Source organism: Achromobacter sp. GQ309, from assembly GCF_059759315.1.
Genome location: NZ_JCAXDP010000002.1, coordinates 689,783 through 713,785 on the forward strand (window position 1 = coordinate 689,783; position 24,003 = coordinate 713,785).

Here is a 24,003-nt window from a genome sequence, read left to right on the forward strand (position 1 = left end):
TGCACACGCAGCGTAACGCCGATCGGACCGGTCCATAGCCGACAAGAACCGCCAAAAAACCCGACATTTCAACGAATGCGGACACCCCTTGCCGGGGATACGGCCCCGCTTTGCGCCTCGTCATCGACATAGGGCTTAAGTAACGCCAAAAAACGGCTGTTTTCATCGATTGGGATTGCTGTCTCAGGGGCAATAATCCACGCTCTCCCCAGACCAGAAGCACGTTGCATGTGTAATCGGCCCTACCCAGACATGAAGTCATTTTCCCTGCTCCGCGAAGCCAGCGGGAGCCGTCAATGAATCAGCAGGCTACCCTGAGCTCGTCGCTTCTGGCCAAGTTCCCCGTGCTGGAACGGGTCCGTGCGCTTCCCAAGCCCGTCCTGATCGGCGCCGCCGCAGCCCTCGTCGCGGTGATCGTCGCCGTGGCCATGTGGAGCAGCGAACCGAAATACAAGGTGCTGTTCTCGAACCTGGACGACCGCGATGGCGGCGCCATCGTGACCGCCCTGGGCTCGATGAACGTGCCCTACCGCTACAACGAAAACGGCACCGCGCTGCTCGTGCCGGCCGACCGCGTCTATGACGCCCGGCTGCAGCTTGCATCGCAAGGCTTGCCGCGCGGCGGTTCCGTCGGCTTCGAGCTGATGGACAACGCCCGCTTCGGCGCCAGCCAGTTTGCCGAACAGATCAACTACCAGCGCGGTCTGGAGGGCGAGCTGGCCCGTTCGATCGAAGCCATGCACACCGTGCAGCACGCCCGCGTCCACCTGGCCATGCCGCGCCAGTCGCTGTTCGTGCGCGAGCGCCAGGCGCCCACCGCCTCCGTGCTGCTGAATCTGTACCCGGGCCGCAGCCTGAGCGATGCCCAGGTTTCCGCGATCTCGTGGCTGGTGGCTTCCAGCGTGCCGGAACTGACCGCCGAAAGCGTGTCCATCGTCGACCAGAACGGCCGCCTGCTGTCCTCCCCGCTGGGTGAAGGCCGCGGCATGGACGCCGATCAGCTTCGCTTCGTGCGCGAGATCGAGCAGCGTACCGTCGAACGCATCCTCACCATCCTGAATCCCCTGGTCGGCCCCGGCAACGTGCACGCCCAGGCCACGGCGGACGTCGACTTCTCGCGCCGCGAGGAAACGTCCGAGGTCTATCGTCCCAACCAGGAACCTGGCCAGGCCGCCGTGCGCAGCCAGCAGACCAGCGATTCCACGCAGCGCGGCGTCGGCCCCGCTCAGGGCGTGCCCGGCGCGCTGTCGAACCAGGCCCCCGCCAACGCGCAGGCGCCCATCGCCAATCCGCCGCAGCAACAGCCGCCCCGTCCCGGCCAGCCGCCGCAGGCCAACGCGCAGCAGCAGCAACAACAGCAGCAACAGACCGGCACCCAGGCTGCCGCCGCCAACCTGAACGAACGCCGCGACGCGACGACGAACTACGAAGTCGACCGCACCATCAGCCACATCAAGCAGCCGACGGGCAACCTCAAGCGCATGTCGGTGGCCGTGGTCGTGAACTACGTGCGCGACAAGGACGGCGAACTGCAGGCCCTGCCGCCCGAGGAACTGAACAAGCTGACCAACCTGGTGCGCGAAGCCATGGGCTATTCGGAAGGCCGCGGCGACTCGCTCAACCTGGTCAACAGCCAGTTCAACGACGGCCCGCCGCCCCTGCCGATGTGGCGCGATCCGGAAATGATCTCGCTGTTCAAGACGATCCTGCTCTGGCTGGTCGGTGGCGTCCTGGCCCTGTGGCTGTACCGCAAGATTCGCCGCTCGGTCACCGAGTACCTGTACCCGCCGGTGGATCCGGAGCAGGCCGAAGCCGAGCGCGCCGAAGCCGCCCGCGAAGCGCAGGACCTGGCCCGCGCCAAGGAAACCGACCGCTATCAGGACAACCTTGAGCGCGCACGCACCATGGCCAACAAGGATCCGCGCGCCGTCGCGATGGTCCTGCGCACCTGGATGACCAAAGATGAAAAATGATTCCCTGCCGATGGACGGCATGACGCGCAGCGCCGTCCTGATGATGTCGCTGGGCGAAGACGCCGCGGCTGAAGTGTTCAAGTACCTGAGCGCCCGAGAAGTCCAGCAGGTCGGCGCCGCGATGGCCAGCCTGAAACAGGTCACGCGCAACGACGTCGCCGTCGTGCTGGAGGAGTTCCGCCTGGAAGCCGACCAGTTCATGGCCGTGACGCTGGGCTCGGACGACTACATCCGCAGCGTGCTGACCAAGGCGCTGGGCAGCGATCGCGCCGCCGGCCTGATCGAAGACATTCTGGAAGCCGGCGACGGCGGCAGCGGCATCGATGCGCTGAACTGGCTGGATCCGAACACCGTGGCCGAACTGATCGGCGACGAGCACCCGCAGATCATCGCGACCATCCTGGTTCACCTGGAGCGCGACCGCGCGGCCGGCGTGCTGGCCCTGCTGACCGACCGCCTGCGCAACGACGTGATGCTGCGTATCGCCACGTTCGGCGGCGTGCAGCCGGCGGCGTTGTCGGAGCTGACCGAAGTGCTGAACTCCGTGCTGGCTGGCCAGGGCGCCAAGCGCAGCAAGATGGGCGGCGTGCGCACCGCGGCCGAGATCCTGAACATGATGAACTCGACGCAGGAAGAGACCGTGGTCGCCAGCCTGCGCGAACGCGACAACGACCTGGCGCAGAAGATCATCGACGAGATGTTCGTCTTCGACAACCTGCTCGACGTCGAGGACCGCGCCATCCAGCTCATCCTCAAGGAAATCGACAACGACACGCTCATGGTCGCGCTCAAGGGCGCCCAGGAAGAGCTGCGCGCCAAGTTCCTGCGCAACATGTCCAGCCGTGCGGCCGAAATGCTGCGCGAGGACCTGGAAGCCCAGGGTCCGATCCGCATGTCGAAGGTCGAGACCGAACAGAAGAAGATCCTGCAGATCGCGCGCCGCCTGGCGGAAAGCGGCCAGATCGTGCTGGGCAATTCCGGAGACGACGCGTATGTCTGAAGCGGACAACGGCGCGGCGACGCTCATCTCGCGCAGCGCCGCCTGGCGTCGCTGGCAGATGCTGTCGTTCGACGAGCCGGCGCCCGTCGAAGTCGAACCCGAGCCCGAACCCGATCCGGGTCCCGATCCCGCCGTGGTGATGGCGCAGTTGCGCGCCCAGACCATCGCGGAAGGTCACGAGGAAGGCTTGGCGCGCGGTCACGCCGCGGGCATGGAAGCCGGCCAGCAGGCGGGCTACGAGGCCGGCCTTGCCGCCGGCCGCGAAGCCGGTCATGCGGAAGGCCTGGCCCAGGGCCGCGAACAGGGCGCCGCCGAAGCGCAACGCCTGCACACGCTGGTCGAAGCCTGCGCGGTGTCGATCGGCGCGCTGGAAGAAAAGATGGGACAGAGCCTCTTGACGCTGGCCCTGGACATCGCCCAGCAAGTGGTCCGCACTACCCTCGCGGAACAGCCCGAGACAGTGGTGAACGCGGTTCGCGACGTTCTGCACATCAATCCGACGGCCGGCGGCCAGATGCGCCTGTGGGCCAATCCGGAAGATATCGAACTGATCCGCCTGCACCTGGCCGACGAACTGAAAGAAGGCCATTGGCGCGTGCTGGCCGATGAATCCATCCTGCGCGGCGGCTGCCGTGCCGAGACGCCGTTCGGCGACATCGACGCCACCCTGCAGACCCGCTGGCGCCGCGTGGCCGCCTCGCTCGGCCGCAACGCAACCTGGGAGGAGCCGGTGTGAACGGCAATCCGGCCTCCGAGCAATCCGGCCAGGCGCCCCTCGCGGGCGCCGCAGCCGCTTCCGCGGCGACCAAGCCGACCGCGCCCGTGCTCGACCGCTGGCAGACGCAGCTTGAGATCGGCTCGATCCGCGCGGCGTCCACCGATCCGTGGCTGGTCAGCGGCAAGATCACGCGGGCCACGGGCCTGGTGCTGCACGCCACCGGCCTGCGCCTGCCCGTCGGCGCCGCCGCCCGTATCGAGATCGCGCGCGGCCATGACCATTGGGCCGACGCCGAAGTCGTGGGTTTTGACGGCCACACGCTGTACCTGATGCCGCAGGCCGATATTTCCGGCCTGCCGCCCGGCGCGCGCGTCGTGCCCGGCGAACCGCCCGTGCAGCGCCAGATTCCGCTGCCGCGCAAGGCCGAACTGAACGGCAACGCCAAGCCCCAGCTTGGCCGCCACCTGCCCGTCGGCAACGCGCTGCTTGGCCGCGTGCTGGATGGCGCCGGCCGCCCGCTGGACGGACTGGGTCCGCTGACGGGCGCCGAACTGGCCCCCCTGTCCGCCCAGCCGATCAACCCGCTGTCGCGCGCGCCCATCGATACGGTGCTGGACACCGGCGTGCGCGCCATCAACGGTCTGCTGACCGTCGGCCGCGGCCAGCGCATGGGTCTGTTCGCAGGATCCGGCGTGGGTAAATCGGTGCTGCTGGGCATGATGGCCCGCTACACCAAGGCCGACGTCATCGTCGTCGGACTGATCGGCGAGCGGGGCCGCGAAGTCAAGGAATTCATCGAGCACAACCTGGGTCCCGAAGGCCTGGCGCGTTCGGTCGTCGTGGCCGCACCGGCCGACGTGTCGGCGCTGCTGCGCCTGCAGGGCGCCGCCTATGCGACGCGCCTGGCCGAACACTTCCGCGACCAGGGCCTGGACGTGCTGCTGATCATGGACTCGCTGACCCGCTACGCAATGGCGCAACGGGAAATCGCGCTGGCCATCGGCGAACCGCCCGCCACCAAGGGTTATCCGCCGTCGGTGTTTGCCAAGCTGCCGACGCTGGTGGAACGCGCGGGCATGGGCGCGCCCGGTCCGTCCGGCAAGGCAGGCTCCATCACGGCGTTCTACACCGTGCTGGCCGAAGGCGACGACCAGCAGGACCCGATCGCCGACTCGGCGCGCGCCATTCTGGACGGTCACGTCGTGCTGTCGCGGCACCTGGCCGAATCGGGCCACTACCCCGCCATCGACATCGAAGCGTCGATCTCGCGGGCAATGACTTCGCTCATCACGCCGCAGCAGTTCTCCATCGTGCGCCGCTTCAAGCAAAGCCTGTCGCGCTACCAGCGCAACCGCGACCTCATCGCCGTGGGCGCGTACGCCGCCGGCAACGACCCGCAGCTGGACGACGCCATCGCGCGCTACCCGCGCCTGGAAGCCTTCCTGCAGCAGGACATCGGCGAGAACGTCGGCTACGAAGACGCCGTCAATCAATTGCGAGCCAGTTTCGAATCACGGGACACCTATGCCTAGCCAACTGCCTCTGGACATGCTGATCAACCTGGCCAAGGAGAGCACGGACGAAGCCGCGCGCCTGCTGGGCCGGCTGACCGCCGAACGCAGCAATGCGCAGCGCCAGCTTTCCATGCTGCACGACTACCGCCAGGACTACCTCGAGCGCCTTCAGACGGCGATGACGAGCGGCATGGCGGCCAGCGACTGCCACAACTATCAGCGATTCATCGGCACGCTGGACGACGCGATCGGCCAGCAGCAAGGCGTGCTGCGCCAGGCCGAGGAAAACCTGTCCAAGGGCCAGCTCTACTGGCAGCAGGAAAAGCGCAAGCTCAACTCCTACGATGCCCTGGCGCAGCGCGAGCAGCGCGCCCAGGCCCTCGTGGAATCGCGCCGCGAACAGCGCGCCAACGACGAATACTCCGCCCGCCTGGTCCAGCGCCAGGCCAGCGGCATGCATTAAGCAGTTCCTCACAGGAAGCCCCAGATGACCGCTCCCCTGCCCTTGACCTTGCTCGCACCGGCCGCCCCGGCGTCGCCCAACGACGCGCTCGGCGCCAAACCGGCTGCCGCGGACAAGAAAGATAAAGGCCCCTCGTTTTCGGACGTGCTGGCGCAAAAGCGTCCAGCGCAGCAGCAGCCCAACCAGTCCGCCGACGCACGGCCCGCGAACGGCAACAGCAAGACGCCGTCCAAGGACGGCAAAGCCAGCGATCCGGCCAGCACGGCCGAAGGCGCAGCCGCCGGCGCCATCAATGATGCGGTGCAGACCGCCGCCCAGGCCGAAGCCGGCGCGCTCGCCGTCGCCGCACAACAGCCGGTGGCCGCCTCTGACCTGCCGCAACAGGCATTGGAGATTGCGGCCCAGGCCGCCGAGCAGGTGCAGCTCGCGCGCGGCAATGCCGCTGCCGCCGCCAGCGCCATGAATCAGGGCGCCGCCATGCTGACGGCCGCGCTGAACGCCGCCGACACGCTGGTGCCGCAGGCCGCTCAGCAGACACCGGCAGCCGCGACCGCCGGTCAGGCGCAGGCCGCCGCCGCGCAGATCGCCCGCGAAGCCGAAGCCGCGCTGCCGGTCGTCACTGCCGCCGTCAAGCCGGGCTCCGCGCCGGTTGCCCAGGCGCCCGTCGACGCCAAGGCAACGGTCAAGGCCGACGCCCCGAAGGCCGCCCTGGACCTGCCGCTGCCGCGCGTCGCGCGCGACATGCCCGCCGACCAGAAGGAAGCCGCTCCGGCGCTGCCCGCCCACGTTGCCGACGAAGAGCAGCCCGACCTGCTGGCCGGCTCGGCCCCGCAATTCCAGGCGCCGCAGCATGGCGCCAATCCGCAGGAAGCGCTGGCCCACGCGCTGGCCGCCGCCACGCAACGCCAGGCGCTGCCGGTCGTCAACCAGGCCGCCATCGCGCAGCCCATCGTTCCCGTCGTCATGCAAGTGGCCACGCCGGTCGGCGCCACCCACTGGGGCACCGAACTTGGCCAGCAGATGGTCATGATGAGCAACAACGTGCGCCAGGGCATGCAGACCGCCGAACTGCGGCTGGATCCGCCGGACCTCGGTCCGCTGCGCGTCAGCCTGAACCTGGCGGACGGCGTGGCCAGCGCCTCGTTCGTGTCGGCGCATGCGTCGGTACGCCAGGCGATCGAAGTCGCCATTCCGCAGTTACAGCAGGCGCTCGCCCAGGCCGGCATCTCGCTGGGCCAAACCAGCGTGGGTGAACAAGCCGCGCAGCAGGAATTCGCGCAACAGAACGGCAACGGCTCGCAGCGTCAGCAAGGCGGCGGCGTCGCCGTGGCGGACAGCGGGCCAGATGCCGCGCAACCCGCCGTGACGGCGTCGCGCAACGCCAACGCATTGGTCGACACGTTCGCGTAATGATCCGGCGGCCCGTGTCCGGCAACGGATGCGGGCAGTGCAGCAATAGCTTGAGATACGCGGCTTTCGCCCTGTTTTTCGCCTCCAAGCGGCGGCGTGAATTCGGGCAGAATGCTTTCATCCACTAAGAATCCGTTTTCACCAGCGGCAAACACGCATCGAACTCCAGATGGCGACAATCAAACCCATTCCCGCGCCGGCGCGCGACGCGAAGTCCTCCGGCGGCATTGGCCGCATCCTTCGGCCGCTGCTGGCGATCCTGGTGCTGCTGCTGGTTGCCGCGGCCAGCGCCGGCGCGACCTGGTTCATCACGCAGCGTCTGCAGCAACCGCAAGGCGGCGCTCCGGTGCAGCTTGGCGTGGGCCAGGTGCCTGGCGGCCAACCCGGCCAGCCGGGTCAGCCCGGTCAGGCCGGCGGCGTGCAAGGCCAGCCCGGCCAAGGCCCGCAGGCCACGCCGACGACCTTCGTCGCGCCGTCTGCCACCCCGATCGCCGTGCCCGCGCCGATCTTCGTGCCGATCGAAGCCTTCACCGTCACGCTGCAGAACGCGGACACGGAACGCATCATGCACGTCGGCCTGACCCTGCGCGTGAGCGACGAACAGACCCGCACGCGCCTGGAAAAGTACATGCCCGAAGTGCGCAGCCGCATCCTGATGGTGCTGTCGTCGCAATCGCCCACCGCGGTGCAGACGCAGCAAGGCAAGACCGACATGATCACGGCCATCAAGCAGGCGGTGAACCGCCCCTTCTCGCCCCTGCCTGACGGCCAGTACGTGACCGACGTGCTGTTCACGGCGTTCGTGGTGCAATAAGCATGGCCTACGAGGCATTTCTTTCGCAGGACGAAGTCGATGCGCTGCTAGCCGGCGTCACCGGCGAGAGCGATAGTAAAAAGGAATCCGACGGCCAGAACGGCGGTGCGCGTGCCTACGACCTGAGCTCGCCAGAGCGTGTCGTGCGCCGCCGCATGCAGACGCTGGAGCTCATCAACGAGCGGTTTGCGCGCAACATGCGCAACGTGCTGCTGAACTTCATGCGCCGCAGCGCCGACATCACCGTCGGCTCGATCAAGATCCAGAAGTACGCGGACTTCGAACGCAACCTGCCGGTTCCCAGCAATCTGAACATGATTCAGATGAAGCCGCTGCGCGGCACGGCGCTTTTTACGTACGACCCGAACCTGGTGTTCCTGGTCATCGACAGCCTGTTCGGCGGCGATGGCCGCTACCACACGCGCGTCGAAGGCCGGGACTTCACCACCACCGAACAGCGCATCATCCGGCGCCTGCTCAACCTGACCCTGGAAAGCTACGGCAAGTCCTGGGATCCCGTCTACCCGATCGAGTTCGAATACGTCCGCTCGGAGATGCACACCAAGTTCGCCAGCATCACCGGCAACAACGAAGTGGTGGTGGTCTCCTCGTTCCACATCGAATTCGGCGCAACCGGCGGCGACCTGAACATCTGCCTGCCCTACTCCATGATCGAGCCGGTGCGCGATCTGCTGACGCGCCCGCTGCAGGAAACGACGCTCGAGGAAGTGGATCAGCGCTGGTCGCAGCAGCTTTCCCGCCAGGTGCGCAGCGCGGACATCGACGTGGTCGCGGAATTTGCCCGCATCCCGTCGTCGATCCGCGAACTGATGAGCCTGAAGGTCGGCGACGTCCTTCCGGTGGACGTGCCTGAAACCGTCATCGCCCACGTCGACGGCGTGCCGCTGATGGAATGCGGCTACGGCGTTTTCAACGGCCAATACGCCTTGCGCGTACAAAACCTGTTTACCCACGATACAGAACCCAACGAGGCCTCTGACCATGACTGACAAGAACGAGCCCGGCACTGGCTCGTCCCCGGCCGACGACTGGGCCGACGCGCTCGCCGAACAATCCCGCGCCAACCCGCCCACGCAAGCCGACGGTCTGAAGCCGCAGGACGACTGGGCTGCCGCGATGGCCGAACAGGCTGCCGCGCCCGCTGCGCCCTCTGCCGCGGCGCCCGCCGCCGCTCCTGCCCCGGCCCCGGCTCCCGCCGCGGCGCCGGCCGCCACGGCCTCGGCCGCCGCATCCGTGTTCAAGCCGCTGGCCGGCGCCACGTCCGGCCAAGGCACCGACATCGACCTGATCATGGACGTTCCCGTCCAGCTGACGGTTGAGCTTGGCCGCACCCGCCTGACCATCAAGAACCTGCTCCAGCTGGGCCAGGGCTCGGTGGTGGAACTGGACGGCCTGGCCGGCGAACCGATGGACATCTTCGTCAACGGCTACCTGATCGCCCAGGGCGAAGTCGTGGTCGTCGAAGAAAAGTACGGCATCCGCCTGACCGACATCATCACCCCGTCCGAGCGGATCAACCGCTTGAACAACCGTCGTTGACCCCTGGCGCCATGACCGAACCTGCCCTGCTGCGCGTCATCATCGGCCTTGTGCTGGTGGTGGCCGCCATCCTGGCCGCGGCGTGGCTTGCCAAGCGCGCCGGACTGGTCCAGCGCGGCGGCGGCAACGTGCTGCGCCAGGTTGCCAGCATGCCGGTCGGTCCGCGCCAAAGCGTCGTCGTCGTCGAGATCGAAGACACCTGGCTGGTGGTGGGCGTTGGCCCGAACCAGCTCACCACCCTGCATACCCTGCCCGCCGGCCAGTTGCCGGAGGGTTCGCCTCTGCCCACGGCCGCCTTCGCGGCCAAGCTGGGCCAGGCACTCAAGCGCCGCTAGGGCTCAACGCCCCGGCGCGAATCAAGCGATACCCATGAGTTTGCCTACCCGCACGACTACCGCCCGCGCCGCCCAGCGCGCGCTGCCCATGCTGGCCGCCGCCGCGGTGCTGGGCCTGGCCTTTTTCCCGGCCGGCGTGGTGGCGCAGGCCACGCTGCCCGCGCTGACGGCCACGCCGGGCGCGAATGGCTCGCAGACCTACTCGCTCAGCATGCAGACCATGCTGCTGATGACGTCGCTGTCGTTCCTGCCGGCGGCGCTGCTGATGATGACGGGCTTCACACGCATCATCATCGTGCTGGGCCTGTTGCGCAGCGCGATGGGCACGGCCATGTCGCCGCCCAACCACGTGCTGATCGGCCTGGCGCTGTTCCTGACCTTCTATACGATGTCGCCGGTGTTCGACAAGATCTACACCGACGCCTACAAGCCCTTGTCCGAAGGCACGATCCAGTTCGAGGCCGCGGTCGAACGCGCCGCGAATCCGCTGCGCACCTTCATGCTGCACCAGACACGCGAGAACGACCTGGCGCTCTTTGCCAACCTGGCCAAGCAGCCCGCGCTGGAAGACCCCTCGCAGGTGCCGATGCGCATCCTGGTGCCGGCCTTCATCACGAGCGAACTGAAGACCGCCTTCCAGATCGGCTTCACGATCTTCATTCCCTTCCTCATCATCGACCTGGTGGTTGCCAGCGTCCTGATGGCATTGGGCATGATGATGGTGCCGCCCGTCACCGTGGCGCTGCCCTTCAAGCTGATGCTGTTCGTGCTGGCCGACGGCTGGAACCTGCTCATGGGCTCGCTGGCCCAGAGCTTCTACCAGTAACGCCGCAAGGAGATCGCCATGACCGCTGAAACCGTCATGACCATGACCTACCAGGCGATGAAGATCGTCCTGGCGATGGCCGGTCCCCTTCTGCTCGTCACGCTGGTCGTGGGTCTGGTCATCAGCATCTTCCAGGCCGCCACGCAGATCAACGAAATGACGTTGTCGTTCATTCCGAAGCTGCTGGCCATGTGCGGCGTGCTGGTGCTGCTGGGCCCCTGGCTGATCGGCGTCATGGTCGACTACATCCGGCAGCTTATCGGCCAGATCCCCATGCTGGTGTCCTGAGCGGCGCCGGCCGCCGGACACGGGTTGCGACGCCATGTTCTCTTTTACGCTCGAGCAGCTGAACGGCTGGGTCGGCCAGTTCCTCTGGCCGTTCGTGCGTATTCTCGCGCTCGTGGGCACCGCGCCGCTCTTCTCCGAATCGCTTATCCCCGTCAAGGTCAAGGTGGGACTGTCGTTCGTCCTGGCCGTGGCGATCAGCCCGGCCCTGGATCCCATGCCACCCGTCGCCCCTGGTTCCTACGCCGGCCTCTGGATGGTGATGCAGCAGGTGCTGATCGGCATCGCCATGGGGTTCACCATGCGCATCGTATTCGCAGCGGTGCAGACGGCCGGTGAATTCGTGGGCCTGCAGATGGGCCTGTCGTTCGCCTCGTTCTTCGATCCCAGCTCGGGCGCCAACACCGCCGTGCTGTCGCGCATTTTCAACATCGTCGCGATGCTGACCTTCCTGGCGCTGGATGGGCATCTGCTGGTGCTGGCGGCGCTGGTGCGGTCATTCGACACGCTGCCCATCGCCATGATCCAACTGCACCAGAACGGCTGGGGCGCAGTCGTGGAATGGGGCAAGACGATCTTCGTGTCGGGCCTGCTGCTGGCGCTGCCGCTGATTTGCGCCCTGCTCACCATCAACCTGGCCATGGGCATCCTGAACCGTGCCGCCCAGCAGCTTTCCGTGTTCGCGGTGGGCTTTCCCGTCACGCTCATCGTCGGCGTGACGATCCTGGCGATCGTGCTGCCCCACGCCGGGCCGTTCCTGGAGTCGTTGTTCGAATCGGGGCTGACGGCGATGAGCCGTGTGGTGGATGCGCTGGCTGGGCGGTAACCGCCCGCCGCCAGCAGGCCTGCAATCGGGCGTGACCGCGGGCCCCGGCCCCGCCGCCCGCCGCCCGCAACTCGATCAGTGCTGTCCCACCACGCGGAAGACGCGGATGGTCTCACGCAGCGCGCCCGACTGATTGCCCAGCTGCGTCACCGCGCCGCCCAGTTCCTGCACGAGTGCCGTGTTCTGCACGGTCATCACGTCCATTTGCGAGACCGCGGTATCCACCTGTTCGATGCCGGTTGACTGTTCCTGCGAGGCGCGCGAGATCTCGCCGATGATGGCCGTGACGCGGTGAACGGCATCCACGATCTCCTGCATGGTCGCCCCGGCCTGCTCCGCCTGCGCCGAGCCTTCGGTCACGCGGTCCACCGAGTCCTCGATCAGCGTCTTCACTTCCTTGGCGGCCTGGGCGCTCTTTTGCGCCAGGCTGCGCACTTCGCCCGCCACCACCGCGAAGCCCTTGCCGGACTCGCCGGCCCGGGCGGCTTCCACCGCGGCGTTCAGCGCCAGGATGTTGGTCTGGAAGGCGATGCCTTCGATGATGGTGACGATATCGGCGATCTTGCGCGAGCTGTCCGAGATGCCGTGCATGGTGTTGACCACCTGCCCGACGGCCACGCCGCCGCGCCGCGCCACGTCCATGCTGCTGGCGGCCAGATCGTTGGCCTGCCGCGCATTGTCGGCGTTCTGGCGCACCGTGGACGTCAGTTGCTGCATGCTGGCGGCCGTCTGCTGCAGCGACGCCGCCTGCCCTTCCGTGCGGCCGGCCAGTTCCTGGTTGCCCCGGGCGATGTCCACCGCGGCGTGCGTCGTGCCCTCGATGCCGCGATAGACGTCTTGGGCAATGCCGATCAGGCTCTTGCGCATGACCTCCAGCGAAAACTTCAGGCTGCCCACCTCGTCATCCGATTCCGGCACGATCTGCGTGGTCAGGTTGCCCGCAGCCACCTGACGTGCCATGTTCGCCGCGTCTCGCATCGGGTCCAGCAGCGAACGCGACAGGCTCCAGCCCATCGCGTAGATGGCGACGATGCCCAGCCCGATCGCGCCACAACCCAGCGCCGCGCCCAACGGGCTCAGGCTGGGCCAATTGGCATGCAGGCCATACGCGCCCGCGGCGCCGACGATGGCCGACGACAGCGTGGCGTGGCGCAGCATGCGGCTGCGCACGCCAGGCCGAAACGGGAACGCCAGCAGGTCCAGGCCGCTGCGCCAGCCGGCGCGCACGGGCCGGCCGTGCAGGATGCGCACGCCCTTGGCCGTGCCCTCGCGCATGCGCGCGTACAGCGCTTCGGCCATCTCGATCTGTTCTTCCGACGGCTGCACGCGCACGGACGAATAGGCCACGACTTCGCCGTTCTCGACAATGGGCGTGGCATTGGCCAGCACCCAGTAGTAGCCGCCATCCTTGCGGCGGTTCTTGACCACGCCGAGCCAGGATTCCCCGGCCTCCAGGGTCTCCCAGAGATCCGCGTAGGCCTCCGGCGGCATGTCGGGATGGCGCACGATGTTGTGCGCCTTGCCGATGAGCTCTTCGCGGGTGAAGCCGCTGACCTCGACAAAGGCCGGATTGGCGTAGACGATGCGGCCCTTGGTGTCCGTGCGCGAGATCAGGTACTGGTCCTCGCGCAGCTTGGTTTCCACATTGGTGACGGGTAGATTGACACGCATGGTTTGTCTCCAGCTGGCGTCCGATCCCCCGGCCACCGTTGATTACTCTGTTTTCGTCCTGAAAATTCAGGCGTTGACATTATTTACGGTCATAAAGCGGAAAACTTAACGTGCTTATGATTTCCATCAACGCACGCATAACCGTCCGATATGGAACAAGCGCATCCGCGGATCGCTGGCCTGCAAAAAAGCCGCGCCCGATCCCGCATCTGCAGGATCGGGCGCGGCCCGGGATAACGACGATCAGTTCAGCGACGGCGCGGCATACCCGCCCAGCTGGTGCGCCGGCACTTCAATCACTTCGCCGGCATTGATCTTGAACACAGCAACCGCTTCGGCCAGGCGCTGCGCCTGTTCCTGCAGCGAGCCGGCGGCGGCCGCAGCCTCTTCCACCAGCGCCGCGTTCTGCTGCGTCACTTCGTCCATCTGCGACACCGCGCGGTTGACCTGGTCGATACCGCTGGACTGCTCTTCGGACGCCGCCGAGATCTCGCCCATGATGTCGGTCACGCGCTTCACCGAGGCAACGATCTCCTGCATCGTCGCGCCGGCGCGTTGCACCTGCTGCGAACCCGCGCCGACCTTGGACACCGAGTCCTCGATCAGGCCCTTGATCTCCTTGGCGGCCTGGGCGCTGCGCTGCGCCAGCGAGCGCACTTCGCCCGCCACCACCGCAAAGCCCTTCCCCTGCTCGCCCGCTCGCGCGGCTTCCACCGCGGCGTTCAGCGCCAGGATGTTGGTCTGGAACGCGATGCCGTCAATGACCGACACGATTTCCGAGATCTTGCGCGAGCTGGCCGAAATGCCTTCCATGGTGTTGACCACTTCCGACACCGCCGAACCACCGCGCTCGGCCACGTCCGACGCGCTGGCCGCCAACTGGTTGGCCTGGCGGGCGTTGTCCGCGTTCTGCTTCACGGTCGACGCCAGCTCTTCCATCGAGGCAGCGGTCTCTTCCAGCGAGGCGGCCTGCTCTTCCGTGCGGCTGGACAGGTCCGTGTTGCCGGCCGAGATTTCACGCGAACCGACGGTGATCTCGTCCACGCCACGGCGCACCGTCGACACGGTGCGCGTCAGGCTTTCCTGCATGCGCTTGAGAGCGGCGAACAGTTGGCCGATTTCGTTGTGCGAACGCACTTCCACGCGGCCCGTCAGGTCGCCCGCGGCAATCTTGTCAAAGTGCTGACCGGCTTCGACCAAGGGGCGCACCACCAGGCGGCCGAACAGGATGCGGGCAAGCACCATCAGCAGCAGCGCCAGCGCAACCGCGATGCCGACGGCGATCATGGCCAGGTTGAAATTGGCCTCGGCCTGTTCGATCGTTTCACGCTGCTGGTCGGCGATGTACTTGTCGAACTGGCCGATCGCCTCGATGAAGGCCGCACTGCGAGGCGTGCCGTATTCGTTGTTCACCATGTAGAACGTCGAATAGTCTTCGCTGCGCAGGGCTTCGACCATCGTGTCCACGCCGTCGTCGATGTACGAGCGATAGCGGCGCACAAGGTTCATCGACAACTGGCGGCCAGTGTCGTCCTCGAGCATGTTCTTCTGGAAATCGGCGAAGCGGCTGCGCACACCCGTCAACAGGTCCGTCGCGCCCTTGAGCGAAGCGGCCGCGTCACGCGCGGAGTTCTCGCCGCTGCCCCAGCCGGATTCCTGCAGGTGGCGCGCGGCCACCATCAGGCTCACGCGGGCGCGCAGCATGTCGCTGTTGATGATTTCGACCTGCTTGGCCCGCGCCGTCAGCGCGTTGACCTCGCGGATCGATTCATAGTTGCTCTGCAGGAAGTACGCGGCCAGGCCGCCCACCGCCGCGATCAGCAACGCGAAAAACGCCATCACCCACAGCAGCATCGTGCCAACGCGCGCATCGCGCAGCCTCAGTTTGCGCTTGACCTTGGGTGCGCGCGCGGCTTTTTTCTTGCCGGCCTTGCCGGCTTTACCACCGGATTCGAGACTCGCTTCCATTTATTTCCCCATCCCTCAGGAACTGCTCTGACCAAATGAAAAACCACCCTGTGGACATGCCCTGTTACACAGGGGATGCACTCAGGGCGACGAACACCGGGCATGTGACGCCCGATGTCTTCTGCCGAACTGCAGGGCTATTTGCCCTGCGGCGCCAGACCGGCCGGTTCACCCGGGCCCGGAATGTAGATCGTTTGCACCTCGGGTTCCATCGCAGGTTGTGCCCAGTCCTGCGTCAAGGCAGGCGCGGGGGCAGGCCCCAGCAACTTCTGGCGTTCCCAAGGTTCCAGCAGAATATTGGTGCTGTCGACGAGCCGCATCAGCCGGCCATCGGGGCCGAACTGCAGCAGCGCTTCCTTACGGCTGTACAGGCCGTCGGTGACAAAGGTGATTTTGTGGAACCAGAGCGCCAGCACGGTGCCGTCGCTCTGTTTGAATTGTTGGGCAGGCGGGGCGGTCAGCGCACGCGCGGCCTCTTCCATGGTCGTCTGCCCGGGCGTCAGGGTCGACAGCTTGCTCGGGTCGAAGTTGTGACCCGTTGCCGCACAGCCAGCGACAAGGGCCGCAATCGCGGCCGCTGCCAGAAGATGTAGATAACCTCGCATACCCTGCCTATATGCCGGCGGCGCCGGCGTCAGAAAGATTCCCAATCGTCGTCCGAAGGCGCCTGCCGCCGGCTTGCAGCCGGTGCTGGCGCGGGCTTCGAAACGTCCTTTGCCGCGGGCGCCGGACGCGTCGCGGCGGGCTTGCGCGGCGGGCGCGTTGCCGTGGCGCCGGCGGCCGGTTCCGGCTTGGCGCGGGCGGTGTGTGTCAGGCGCACGGCGGCGGCGGGCTTGGCGGCCGGCGCGGCGGCTTGGGGCGCCACCTCGGGCTCGGGCGCCGGTGCGGCCACGCGGGCAGCCGGCCGATGCTGCTGCGCCAACTGGCGTGCCGGCACTTCGATGACTTCGCCTGCATTGATCTTGAATACGGCCACCGCTTCGGCCAGGCGCTGCGCCTGATCCTGCAGCGAGCCTGCCGCGGCGGCGGCCTCTTCGACCAGCGCCGCGTTCTGCTGCGTCACTTCGTCCATCTGCGCGACGGCGCGGTTGACCTGGTCGATGCCGCTGGACTGCTCGTCGGAGGCCGCCGAGATCTCGCCCATGATGTCCGTCACGCGTTTCACGGAAGCGACGATCTCCTGCATCGTCGCGCCGGCGCGTTCGACCTGCTGCGAACCGGCGCCGACCTTGGACACCGAGTCCTCAATCAGGCCCTTGATCTCCTTGGCTGCCTGGGCGCTGCGCTGCGCCAGCGAGCGCACTTCGCCGGCCACCACCGCAAAGCCCTTGCCCTGCTCGCCCGCACGCGCGGCTTCCACCGCGGCGTTCAGCGCCAGGATGTTGGTCTGGAATGCGATGCCGTCGATGACCGACACGATTTCCGAGATCTTGCGCGAGCTGGCCGAAATGCCTTCCATGGTGTTGACCACTTCCGACACCGCCGAACCACCGCGCTCGGCCACGTCGGACGCGCTGGCCGCCAGCTGATTGGCCTGGCGCGCGTTGTCCGCGTTCTGCTTCACGGTCGAGGCCAGTTGCTCCATCGACGCGGCGGTCTCTTCCAGCGAGGCGGCCTGCTCTTCGGTGCGGCTGGACAGGTCCGTGTTGCCCGCCGAGATTTCACGCGAACCGACGTTGATTTCATCCACGCCGCGGCGCACCGCGGACACGGTGCGCGCCAGGCTTTCCTGCATGCGCTTGACGGCCGCCATCAGGGCGCCGATTTCGTTGGTGGAGTTGACGTCCACGCGTACGGTCAGGTCGCCTGCGGCGATCTTGTCGAAGCTTTCGCCCACAACGCGCAGCGGACGCAGCACGACGCGATTCATGAACAGGAACGCGCCCAGCGACACCACCAGGATCAGCACCGCCAGACCGATGTAGACAAAGGTCATCGTCGAGGCCTGTGCGCGCGACGACTTCACCATCTCTTCGCTGAAATTGTTGATGTTGGCGGCAAAGTCCGTGAGCTGCTTGAAGAACAGGCCGCTGGCGGCGCCCGCCTTCGTATTCTTGAGCGACAGGTAGGTCGCGGCGTCGCCCTTGTCCAGGGCGGCCATCATGCCTTCCAGGGAGTCGGCAAAGCCAGTGAAAGCGGACAGCAGGTCGCCTTCGGACTTCCGGCCGATCTCGGTCGTCTTCGGAATCGCCTTGAAGGTCTCCATCTTCTTCTTGGCGTCCGCGATCAGCTGCTGGACGATGCGGGAGTTTTCGGCGGCGCCGCTCGCGTCGCCTGCGGCGCGCTGGGCAGCGGCGATGTCGGCGCGCACAGTGGCGCGCAGCATCTGCGTGTACGAGTCCTTGATCAGATTGCTCTGCTGGACGCTCAGGGAATCCAAGGTGTTGATCGCCCGGGCATTGGACTGCATGCTGTTCCAACCCAGGACAATGGCAACGAGCGCGGCCAAGGCGACTGCCAATTGGGCCAGCATCAAGCCGGTGCGCACCTTCAGATTGCTAAACATTTACGTAGTTCCGGTAATCGTGCTGGCGGCGCTCTCCTGGCCGTCAGCACGTAAAAGGGATTTTCTCTACTGCCTGTTCAATGCACTGGCGGAACGGGTCCGTCAGAAGGACTCCCAATCGTCATCCGCGGGCGGCGGACGGCGCGAGGCGGGCTTGGGCGCCGCCGCGGCAACGTCCGCGGCATCCGCAGTGCGCGTGGCCGGCCGGCGCAGCGGGCGCGCGGCGGTCGCGCCCGCCGGCTTGGGCCGGGCAACCTGGGTCAGACGGGGTGCGGGCGCGGGCGCGGCCTTGGCGGCGGGCTCGGGCTGAGCAGCCGGCGCGGCGGCTTCCTGCGCGGGCTTGGGCGCGGGCATCCGCGGCGCACTGCGTTCCTGCGCCAGTTGGCGCGCGGGCACTTCGATGACTTCGCCAGCGTTGATCTTGAACACGGCAACCGCTTCGGCCAGGCGCTGCGCCTGTTCCTGCAGCGAGCCGGCGGCGGCCGCGGCCTCTTCCACCAGCGCCGCGTTCTGCTGCGTCACCTCGTCCATCTGCGACACGGCGCGGTTGACCTGATCAATACCGCTGGACTGCTCTTCGGACGCCGCCGAGATCTCGCCCATGATGTCCGTCACGCGCTTCACCGACGACACGATCTCCTGCATCGTGGAACCGGCGCGTTCGACCTGCTGCGAACCCGCGCCGACCTTGGACACCGAGTCCTCGATCAGGCCCTTGATTTCCTTGGCCGCCTGAGCGCTGCGCTGCGCCAGCGAGCGCACTTCGCCCGCCACCACGGCAAAGCCCTTGCCCTGTTCGCCAGCACGTGCGGCTTCCACCGCAGCGTTCAGCGCCAGGATGTTGGTCTGGAACGCAATGCCGTCGATGACAGACACGATCTCCGAGATCTTGCGCGAACTGGCGGAGATCTCCTGCATCGTGTTGACCACTTCCGACACGGCCGAACCGCCGCGTTCAGCCACGTCAGACGCGCTCGCCGCCAACTGATTGGCCTGGCGGGCGTTGTCCGCGTTCTGTTTCACGGTCGAGGCCAGCTCTTCCATCGAGGCGGCGGTCTCTTCCAGCGAAGCAGCCTGCTGCTCCGTGCGGCTGGACAGGTCTGTGTTGCCCGCGGAAATTTCACGCGCGCCAACGTTGATTTCTTCGACGCCGCGGCGCACCGTGGCCACCGTGCGGGTCAGGCTTTCCTGCATGCGCTTGATGGCGCCAAACAGGTGACCGATTTCGTTGGTGCTGCGCACTTCGATACGGCCGGTGAAATCGCCAGCGGAAATCTTCTCGAAGTGGTCGCCGGCTTCGTGCAACGGACGCAGCACGGTGCGGTTGATGAAGATCCAGCAGCCCAGCGCCAGCACCAGAGCGATGGCCAGCATCACAATGGTCACCATGCGCGAAATGTTGTGGTCGGCTTCCGCCTGCGCGATGAGCTCGTCCGTGCGCGTGTCCGTGAACTGCAGCACGTTGTTGACGGCCTCGCGGAACGCGGTGTTGGCAGCGCCGCCGGCGTCGTTCAGATCCAGGTAGTCCTGGATGGCCAGGTTCGCCAGCGCGGCGGCCTGGCGGCGGTAGACGTCGTCGAACTGCTTGTAGGCGGCTTCCAGCTTGGCGACGAGGTCTTCCGAGCCTGCCATGCGCGGCGCCTTGCGGAACGAGTCGAACAGCCTTTGACCATCGGCCATGAGCGCATCGGCACGCTTGGCTTGCGACGTCGATTGTTCGGTCTTGCCCTGCTGCATGTCCATCAGCGAATTGGCCAGCAACAGACGGCCGCGCAGGAAGGTGCTGTAGGCACGCTGCAGTTGCGTCGCCTGGTTGGCATAGGCCTCGTTGACCTGCGCCAGCTTGTCGCTGCCGGAATTCAACCCCATCCACGCCACACCGTTCGAAATGAACATGGCGCCCGTGAAGAGCAACAGCACCAGGATGATGCAGGTGCGAACTTTTAAATTACCAAGCATGAAATATCCGAGCGTTAAGCAACGAAAAACGACACAACCTACCCTACACGCACTACGGACGCCCCGGCCCCGGGCCGGCAGCGTCCGAAAAGTGCGCCACCCGCGGCGCGCGCAAACGGCGCCGCGCAGATAACTACCGCATCACTTGCGGCTGAACAGGCTGGAACCCTGGATGGTCATGAACGCGGCCGAGGCCGCCTGCAATGCCACCTGGCGCAGCGCGAGCTGGCTGGCGCCGGCGTAGTAGTCCAGGTCTTCCAGATCCGACAGCGACTTCGAATACGACAGGCCCTTTTGCGTGCCGGTGGCGTCCAGCGCCTCCAGCTCGTTCAGGCGGGCGCCCACCGACGCACCCACGGTCAGGATGTTGTCGTAGTTGGACGCAAGCTTCTTGTTCGCCGTCGCCAGTTCGTTGTTCAGACGGGCCAGCGCCTTCTCGTCGCCCGCGATGGGCGAATCCAGCACCTTGATGAGGCTATCCAGCGTGTTGAACAGATCCACATCGGCCGACTGAATGCTTTCGACGTCGATCACGTCGCCGTTCTCCGGCGTGCCCTTGACGACCACAGCAACGCCGCCGAAGTCGATGCTGGCGCCTTCCTTGTATTCGGTGGGGCCGGCCGGCGGCGCGGGCGTGGTCACCGGCGGCACGGGCGGATTGGCGTTGGGGTCGGTCGTGATGACGCGATAACCCATGTTGCCCGTGGCGGGATCGGCCTCGAACTGCAGGCTGAAGCTCTTGCCGATGTTGGCGCTGCCCGGCGTGACCGAGACGGTGCCGAACTGCGCGGTGCCCGTGTTGTTGTCATTTGCCGTGCTGACATAGGCGGTCGAACCCGGGTTGGCGCGATTGAAAACGTCGCTGCCCAGATCGCTGGTCGACAACTGGCGCGATTGGTCGACCTGCACGGTGCGCTCACCGGTGGCGCCGCTGAAAACGACCTTGCCCGTGGCGTCCTGCGCGTAAGGCACCACGCTGCCTTCGTAACCGGAGAACAGATACTGGCCGTTGCCGTCGGTGCTGTTGGCAAGACCCAGCAGCGCATCGCGAGCGCTCTTCAACGCGGTCGACAGGGCCTGGCGATCGCTGTCGGCGAACGTGCCGTTGCCGGCCTGGACGACGCGCGTGCGCACGTCCTGCAGCGCGGTGGTGATCGAATCCAGAACGTTGGCTTCCTGGCCGAGGTTGGTCTTTGCCGTGTTGCGGTTCAGGCCATACGTCGTGTTCATGCTCTGCGTCTGCGCGACGCCGATCGACAGGGAAGCCGACAGCGGATCGTCCGCGGGGGTCAGGAACTTGCGGCCGCTGCCAACCTGTTCGACCAGGCGATTCATGTCGGATTCCTGAGCGAGAACGCCGCTCAGTCCGTTCGTGTACATCATCGTGGTGCTCAGACGCATGGTGCAGCTCCGTAATGCTTTCTAGTATTCACAATCAACGTTCTGATCAGCCGCGCAGGCCCAACAGCGTGTCAAAAATGGTGCTCGCCACATCGATGATGCGGGCGCTGGCCTGGTATTGCTCCTGGTACAGCGACAGGCTTACGTATTCTTCGTTCAGGTTCACGCCCGACACCGCCTGCTGGGCAGCGGTCGTCTGCTTGATCAGGTTGACCTGCGCCGTGGCGGCCGTCTTGATCTGCTGCGTCTGCACGCCGACCGTGTTCACGACCTGCGCGAACATGTCGTTGATGCTCATCGTGCCGTGGCCCAGCACCTTGCTGGTCTGCAGCTGCGCCAGCTTCAGCGCGTTCTTGCCGTTGGCATCGCCGCCCTCCAGATCCGCCGCGGCAACCTTGTCCGGATCGGTGATCAGAACGTTGATGTCGCGGGCCGCGTTACGCGTCGGCGACAGCGACCACTTGTCGCCGGCCTGGGGCGGCGCATTGATGGTCAGCGTCACGCCCATCTCGCTTTCGAGGTTCAGCGTTGCGGTGGGCGGGGTGCCGGTAGCCGGACCGTTGTAGACCTGCGAGCCTTCCGGCATGCGCACGACCTGGTAGTTGGTGCCGTCGAACGAGATCTCGTAGTCCTTGGCATTGACGTTTGCCAGGTCGGTGAATTCACCCGAGATCTGCGCGTTGCTCTTGTTTGCCGAATTGGGCACACCTTGCGGCGAACCGATACTGAAGAAGTCCGTGCCCGGATTGCCGCCCTGGTCCAGACCCTCTTTGTGCTGCTCGTTGAACGACAGCGCCAGACCGACGGCCATCTGGCCCAGCTGGTTCTGCATGACGTCCAGCGACGAGGCGCGGAACTGCAGCAGGCCGCCCAGCTTGCCGCCGGTGACTTCGCTGTCTTGCATCTCGACCGCGATGGTCTTGCCGGTGCCCGCGGGCAGCGTATAGGCAATGACCGTGCGGCCCGCGTCCGAGGCCGACGGAACGGCCTGCAGCGGGTAAAGCGTGTTGCCCGACAGCAGCGACTGGCCGCCCTTCGTGAGCGAGATGCTGATCTTGTCGCCCTGCTCGTAGGTCGTGATGCCGATGAGCTGGTTCAGTTCCATGACGGCCTGGTCGCGCTGGTCGAGCAGATCGTTGGGAGGGCTGCCGCCGGCCTTGCCGGCCGCCAGGGAAATCTGCTGGTTCAGGTCGTCGATGCGGGTCAGGTAGCTGTTGACCTGGTCGACCGTGGTGCTGATCTGGGTGTTCAGGCCTTCACGCTGCTTCTGCATTTCCGAGTAGGCGGAGCGGATCTGCGTCGTCAGGCTGTTGGCCTGGCCGAGCAGGTCGGCGCGCGCTGCGGGGTCCGCCGGCTTGCTGGCCACCGTGTTCATGCTGGTGAAGAAGTTGGTCAGGCCCGGGGCGATGCCAACCGTGCGGTCGGAGAACAGGTTGTTGATCTGCGAAACCTGGTCGAGCTGCGCCTGGAGCTGGGCGCCGCTGCCGTTTGCGCCGACGAGCTGCTTGTACAGGAAGCTGTCGTAGCTGCGCACGACGGTGTCAACCTGGACGCCACGGCCGATGTAGCCGTTGGAGGTCGCTTGCGCGCCCGCCGTCGAGGTCATGACGCGTTGGCGGTTGTAGCCGACCGTGGTGGCATTGTTGATGTTGTGGCCGGTGGTTGCCAGGCCGGCTTGCGCCGCGTTCAACCCGCCCAGTGCCGTTTTGTACAAATTCATGCTGACAATGCCCCGTATGTAACCGCAGCTGTTATCTCTGGATACCCCGTTTACGGCAGGAGATCACCCAAATTTAGAGTCCTTCCAACATCCGCCGTGAATTTTCCACGTTGGATGCCGCGCCCCGCAGCTGCCCCATGATGCCGATGAGCTTCTGGGCATAGCGCGGGTCGGTCGCGTAGCCCGCGTCCTGGATCCGGCGGGCCGCCTCGATCTCGTTGCGGGCCGTCGTCACGCTCTCGTACCGCGGGCTGTTGCCGATCAGGCGGGCGTAGTCGGCGAACGATTCCTCGTACGACGCGTAGGCCCGGAACGGCTGCGTCACCTTGCGGGCGACGCCGTCTTCGTATTCGGTGGTCAGCACGTTGACGACCTTGCCCTTCCAGCTCGAACCTGCCTTGATGCCGAACAGGTTGAAGCTGGTGCTGCCGTCCTCATGCTTGATTTCGCGCTTGCCCCAGCCGGATTCCAGCGCCGCCTGGCCCATGATCAGACGGGCCGGCACGCCGCTTTGCTGCGACGCCAGGTTGGCGGCGCGCGACATCTTGGACACGAAGTCGACCACGTGCTCGGGCGCGCCTTCCGCCGCAGCCAGCGCGCGGTCGGCCGGCCGGTTGTTGCGCATGACGTTCAGCAGCGCCGACACTTCACGCGAGCCGCCGGTCTGGAAGTCCAGATCGCCGCCCTGCCCGATGCGTTTGATCGCTTCGTCCGGGATCTCGCCGGGTTTGCCCTGCTGCATCTGCGCCAGGATCGCCTGCGACAGGCCGATGCCGGGCGAGGCCAGGTGCAGGGCCAGTTGCTCGTCCGCCATGGACTGCAGCATCTGCGTCTGCTGGGAATCGAACAGCCCTTCTTTGGGCGTGGCCTCGCGCATGCGCTTGACCATCATCTGCAGGAACAGCGCTTCGAACTGCTTGGCGACCTGCTTCTGCTGCTCGGTGCCGGCCGGGTCCTTCTTGACGTCACGCTTCAGGTCCGACAGGCGGCCCATGTCGAAGACCGAATCCTGCCGGGCGCTGCCGCGTGCCGCGTCGTTGGTGTAAGCCATGGC

At 66.3% G+C, this 24,003-nt stretch carries 21 protein-coding genes; 13 read left to right on the top strand and 8 right to left on the bottom strand.

The window, feature by feature from the left end; translation table 11 throughout:
- Positions 1-296: 296 nt before the first annotated feature.
- From fliF to fliR, 13 genes are all read left to right on the top strand, one after another.
- Positions 297-1,973: a flagellar basal-body MS-ring/collar protein FliF gene (gene fliF, locus AC6CIE_RS08510; RefSeq protein ID WP_175126256.1), complete on the top strand. Its 1,677-nt coding sequence runs from the start codon at positions 297-299 to the stop codon at positions 1,971-1,973.
- On the top strand, positions 1,963-2,973 hold the full coding sequence (gene fliG / locus AC6CIE_RS08515) for a flagellar motor switch protein FliG (RefSeq protein WP_175126257.1): 1,011 nt from the start codon (positions 1,963-1,965) through the stop codon (positions 2,971-2,973). The genes fliF and fliG overlap by 11 nt, the downstream gene beginning before the upstream one ends.
- Positions 2,966-3,709, top strand: coding sequence for a flagellar assembly protein FliH (fliH, locus tag AC6CIE_RS08520; protein WP_498091981.1), 744 nt, complete (start codon positions 2,966-2,968; stop codon positions 3,707-3,709). Before fliG ends, fliH begins: the two co-directional genes overlap by 8 nt.
- 86 nt (positions 3,710-3,795) lie before the next feature.
- On the top strand, positions 3,796-5,223 hold the full coding sequence (fliI, locus tag AC6CIE_RS08525; protein ID WP_056318674.1) for a flagellar protein export ATPase FliI: 1,428 nt from the start codon (positions 3,796-3,798) through the stop codon (positions 5,221-5,223).
- Positions 5,216-5,668, top strand: coding sequence for a flagellar export protein FliJ (gene fliJ, locus AC6CIE_RS08530; protein WP_175126259.1), 453 nt, complete (start codon positions 5,216-5,218; stop codon positions 5,666-5,668). Before fliI ends, fliJ begins: the two co-directional genes overlap by 8 nt.
- Before the next feature lie 24 nt (positions 5,669-5,692).
- A complete protein-coding gene (locus tag AC6CIE_RS08535) occupies positions 5,693-7,078 on the top strand; it encodes a flagellar hook-length control protein FliK (protein WP_498091983.1) in 1,386 nt (461 codons plus the stop codon).
- Positions 7,079-7,247: 169 nt separating this feature from the next.
- Positions 7,248-7,892 (top strand): flagellar basal body-associated protein FliL, encoded by a 645-nt coding sequence (gene fliL, locus AC6CIE_RS08540; protein ID WP_175126261.1) that lies wholly within the window; start codon positions 7,248-7,250, stop codon positions 7,890-7,892.
- A 2-nt stretch (positions 7,893-7,894) separates the two neighbouring features.
- Positions 7,895-8,902 carry a flagellar motor switch protein FliM gene (gene fliM / locus AC6CIE_RS08545; protein WP_175126262.1) on the top strand — a complete coding sequence of 336 codons (1,008 nt, stop codon included), beginning with the start codon at positions 7,895-7,897 and terminating at the stop codon, positions 8,900-8,902.
- Entirely contained in the window at positions 8,895-9,452 is a 558-nt protein-coding gene (gene fliN, locus AC6CIE_RS08550) for a flagellar motor switch protein FliN (RefSeq protein ID WP_286936275.1), read from the top strand. Before fliM ends, fliN begins: the two co-directional genes overlap by 8 nt.
- Before the next feature lie 11 nt (positions 9,453-9,463).
- Positions 9,464-9,787 (top strand): flagellar biosynthetic protein FliO, encoded by a 324-nt coding sequence (fliO, locus tag AC6CIE_RS08555; protein WP_056570231.1) that lies wholly within the window; start codon positions 9,464-9,466, stop codon positions 9,785-9,787.
- Positions 9,788-9,821: 34 nt separating this feature from the next.
- The gene (fliP, locus tag AC6CIE_RS08560; RefSeq protein WP_370633024.1) at positions 9,822-10,613 is read left to right on the top strand and encodes a flagellar type III secretion system pore protein FliP; all 792 of its coding nucleotides are present in this window, start codon (positions 9,822-9,824) and stop codon (positions 10,611-10,613) included.
- 18 nt (positions 10,614-10,631) lie between these two features.
- On the top strand, positions 10,632-10,901 hold the full coding sequence (gene fliQ / locus AC6CIE_RS08565) for a flagellar biosynthesis protein FliQ (RefSeq protein ID WP_008163193.1): 270 nt from the start codon (positions 10,632-10,634) through the stop codon (positions 10,899-10,901).
- A 34-nt stretch (positions 10,902-10,935) separates the two neighbouring features.
- The gene (gene fliR, locus AC6CIE_RS08570; RefSeq protein ID WP_175126266.1) at positions 10,936-11,724 is read left to right on the top strand and encodes a flagellar biosynthetic protein FliR; all 789 of its coding nucleotides are present in this window, start codon (positions 10,936-10,938) and stop codon (positions 11,722-11,724) included.
- A 75-nt stretch (positions 11,725-11,799) separates the two neighbouring features.
- Here fliR and AC6CIE_RS08575 read toward each other — a convergent pair whose 3' ends face one another.
- The 8 genes from AC6CIE_RS08575 to flgJ all read right to left on the bottom strand — a co-directional run bounded on the left by AC6CIE_RS08575 (position 11,800) and on the right by flgJ (position 24,000).
- Positions 11,800-13,395: a methyl-accepting chemotaxis protein gene (locus tag AC6CIE_RS08575; RefSeq protein WP_175139148.1), complete on the bottom strand. Its 1,596-nt coding sequence runs from the start codon at positions 13,393-13,395 to the stop codon at positions 11,800-11,802.
- A 243-nt stretch (positions 13,396-13,638) separates the two neighbouring features.
- A complete protein-coding gene (locus AC6CIE_RS08580) occupies positions 13,639-15,363 on the bottom strand; it encodes a methyl-accepting chemotaxis protein (RefSeq protein ID WP_175126268.1) in 1,725 nt (574 codons plus the stop codon).
- Between the two features lie 137 nt (positions 15,364-15,500).
- Positions 15,501-15,968, bottom strand: a complete 468-nt coding sequence (locus AC6CIE_RS08585) for a hypothetical protein (protein WP_175139214.1) — start codon at positions 15,966-15,968, stop codon at positions 15,501-15,503.
- Between the two features lie 29 nt (positions 15,969-15,997).
- Positions 15,998-17,869 carry a methyl-accepting chemotaxis protein gene (locus tag AC6CIE_RS08590; RefSeq protein WP_498091985.1) on the bottom strand — a complete coding sequence of 624 codons (1,872 nt, stop codon included), beginning with the start codon at positions 17,867-17,869 and terminating at the stop codon, positions 15,998-16,000.
- Positions 17,870-17,971: 102 nt separating this feature from the next.
- Complete coding sequence (locus tag AC6CIE_RS08595) at positions 17,972-19,828, bottom strand: methyl-accepting chemotaxis protein (RefSeq protein WP_498091987.1); 1,857 nt, start codon at positions 19,826-19,828, stop codon at positions 17,972-17,974.
- Positions 19,829-19,969: 141 nt separating this feature from the next.
- Positions 19,970-21,229 (bottom strand): flagellar hook-associated protein FlgL, encoded by a 1,260-nt coding sequence (gene flgL, locus AC6CIE_RS08600; RefSeq protein ID WP_498091988.1) that lies wholly within the window; start codon positions 21,227-21,229, stop codon positions 19,970-19,972.
- Positions 21,230-21,275: 46 nt separating this feature from the next.
- Positions 21,276-22,949 carry a flagellar hook-associated protein FlgK gene (gene flgK, locus AC6CIE_RS08605; RefSeq protein WP_175126209.1) on the bottom strand — a complete coding sequence of 558 codons (1,674 nt, stop codon included), beginning with the start codon at positions 22,947-22,949 and terminating at the stop codon, positions 21,276-21,278.
- A 73-nt stretch (positions 22,950-23,022) separates the two neighbouring features.
- Positions 23,023-24,000: a flagellar assembly peptidoglycan hydrolase FlgJ gene (gene flgJ / locus AC6CIE_RS08610; RefSeq protein ID WP_191578098.1), complete on the bottom strand. Its 978-nt coding sequence runs from the start codon at positions 23,998-24,000 to the stop codon at positions 23,023-23,025.
- Between the last annotated feature and the right edge of the window lie 3 nt (positions 24,001-24,003).

Bases quoted from the DNA above. Each gene is read 5' to 3' on its own strand.
- fliF (WP_175126256.1), top strand. From the start codon at position 297: ATGAATCAGCAGGCTACCCTGAGCTCGTCGCTTCTGGCCAAGTTCCCC.
- fliG (WP_175126257.1), top strand. From the start codon at position 1,963: ATGAAAAATGATTCCCTGCCGATGGACGGCATGACGCGCAGCGCCGTC.
- fliH (WP_498091981.1), top strand. From the start codon at position 2,966: ATGTCTGAAGCGGACAACGGCGCGGCGACGCTCATCTCGCGCAGCGCC.
- fliJ (WP_175126259.1), top strand. From the start codon at position 5,216: ATGCCTAGCCAACTGCCTCTGGACATGCTGATCAACCTGGCCAAGGAG.
- AC6CIE_RS08535 (WP_498091983.1), top strand. From the start codon at position 5,693: ATGACCGCTCCCCTGCCCTTGACCTTGCTCGCACCGGCCGCCCCGGCG.
- fliL (WP_175126261.1), top strand. From the start codon at position 7,248: ATGGCGACAATCAAACCCATTCCCGCGCCGGCGCGCGACGCGAAGTCC.
- fliM (WP_175126262.1), top strand. From the start codon at position 7,895: ATGGCCTACGAGGCATTTCTTTCGCAGGACGAAGTCGATGCGCTGCTA.
- fliN (WP_286936275.1), top strand. From the start codon at position 8,895: ATGACTGACAAGAACGAGCCCGGCACTGGCTCGTCCCCGGCCGACGAC.
- fliO (WP_056570231.1), top strand. From the start codon at position 9,464: ATGACCGAACCTGCCCTGCTGCGCGTCATCATCGGCCTTGTGCTGGTG.
- fliP (WP_370633024.1), top strand. From the start codon at position 9,822: ATGAGTTTGCCTACCCGCACGACTACCGCCCGCGCCGCCCAGCGCGCG.
- fliQ (WP_008163193.1), top strand. From the start codon at position 10,632: ATGACCGCTGAAACCGTCATGACCATGACCTACCAGGCGATGAAGATC.
- fliR (WP_175126266.1), top strand. From the start codon at position 10,936: ATGTTCTCTTTTACGCTCGAGCAGCTGAACGGCTGGGTCGGCCAGTTC.
- AC6CIE_RS08575 (WP_175139148.1), bottom strand. From the start codon at position 13,395: ATGCGTGTCAATCTACCCGTCACCAATGTGGAAACCAAGCTGCGCGAG.
- AC6CIE_RS08580 (WP_175126268.1), bottom strand. From the start codon at position 15,363: ATGGAAGCGAGTCTCGAATCCGGTGGTAAAGCCGGCAAGGCCGGCAAG.
- AC6CIE_RS08585 (WP_175139214.1), bottom strand. From the start codon at position 15,968: ATGCGAGGTTATCTACATCTTCTGGCAGCGGCCGCGATTGCGGCCCTT.
- AC6CIE_RS08590 (WP_498091985.1), bottom strand. From the start codon at position 17,869: ATGTTTAGCAATCTGAAGGTGCGCACCGGCTTGATGCTGGCCCAATTG.
- AC6CIE_RS08595 (WP_498091987.1), bottom strand. From the start codon at position 19,828: ATGCTTGGTAATTTAAAAGTTCGCACCTGCATCATCCTGGTGCTGTTG.
- flgL (WP_498091988.1), bottom strand. From the start codon at position 21,229: ATGCGTCTGAGCACCACGATGATGTACACGAACGGACTGAGCGGCGTT.
- flgK (WP_175126209.1), bottom strand. From the start codon at position 22,949: ATGAATTTGTACAAAACGGCACTGGGCGGGTTGAACGCGGCGCAAGCC.
- flgJ (WP_191578098.1), bottom strand. From the start codon at position 24,000: ATGGCTTACACCAACGACGCGGCACGCGGCAGCGCCCGGCAGGATTCG.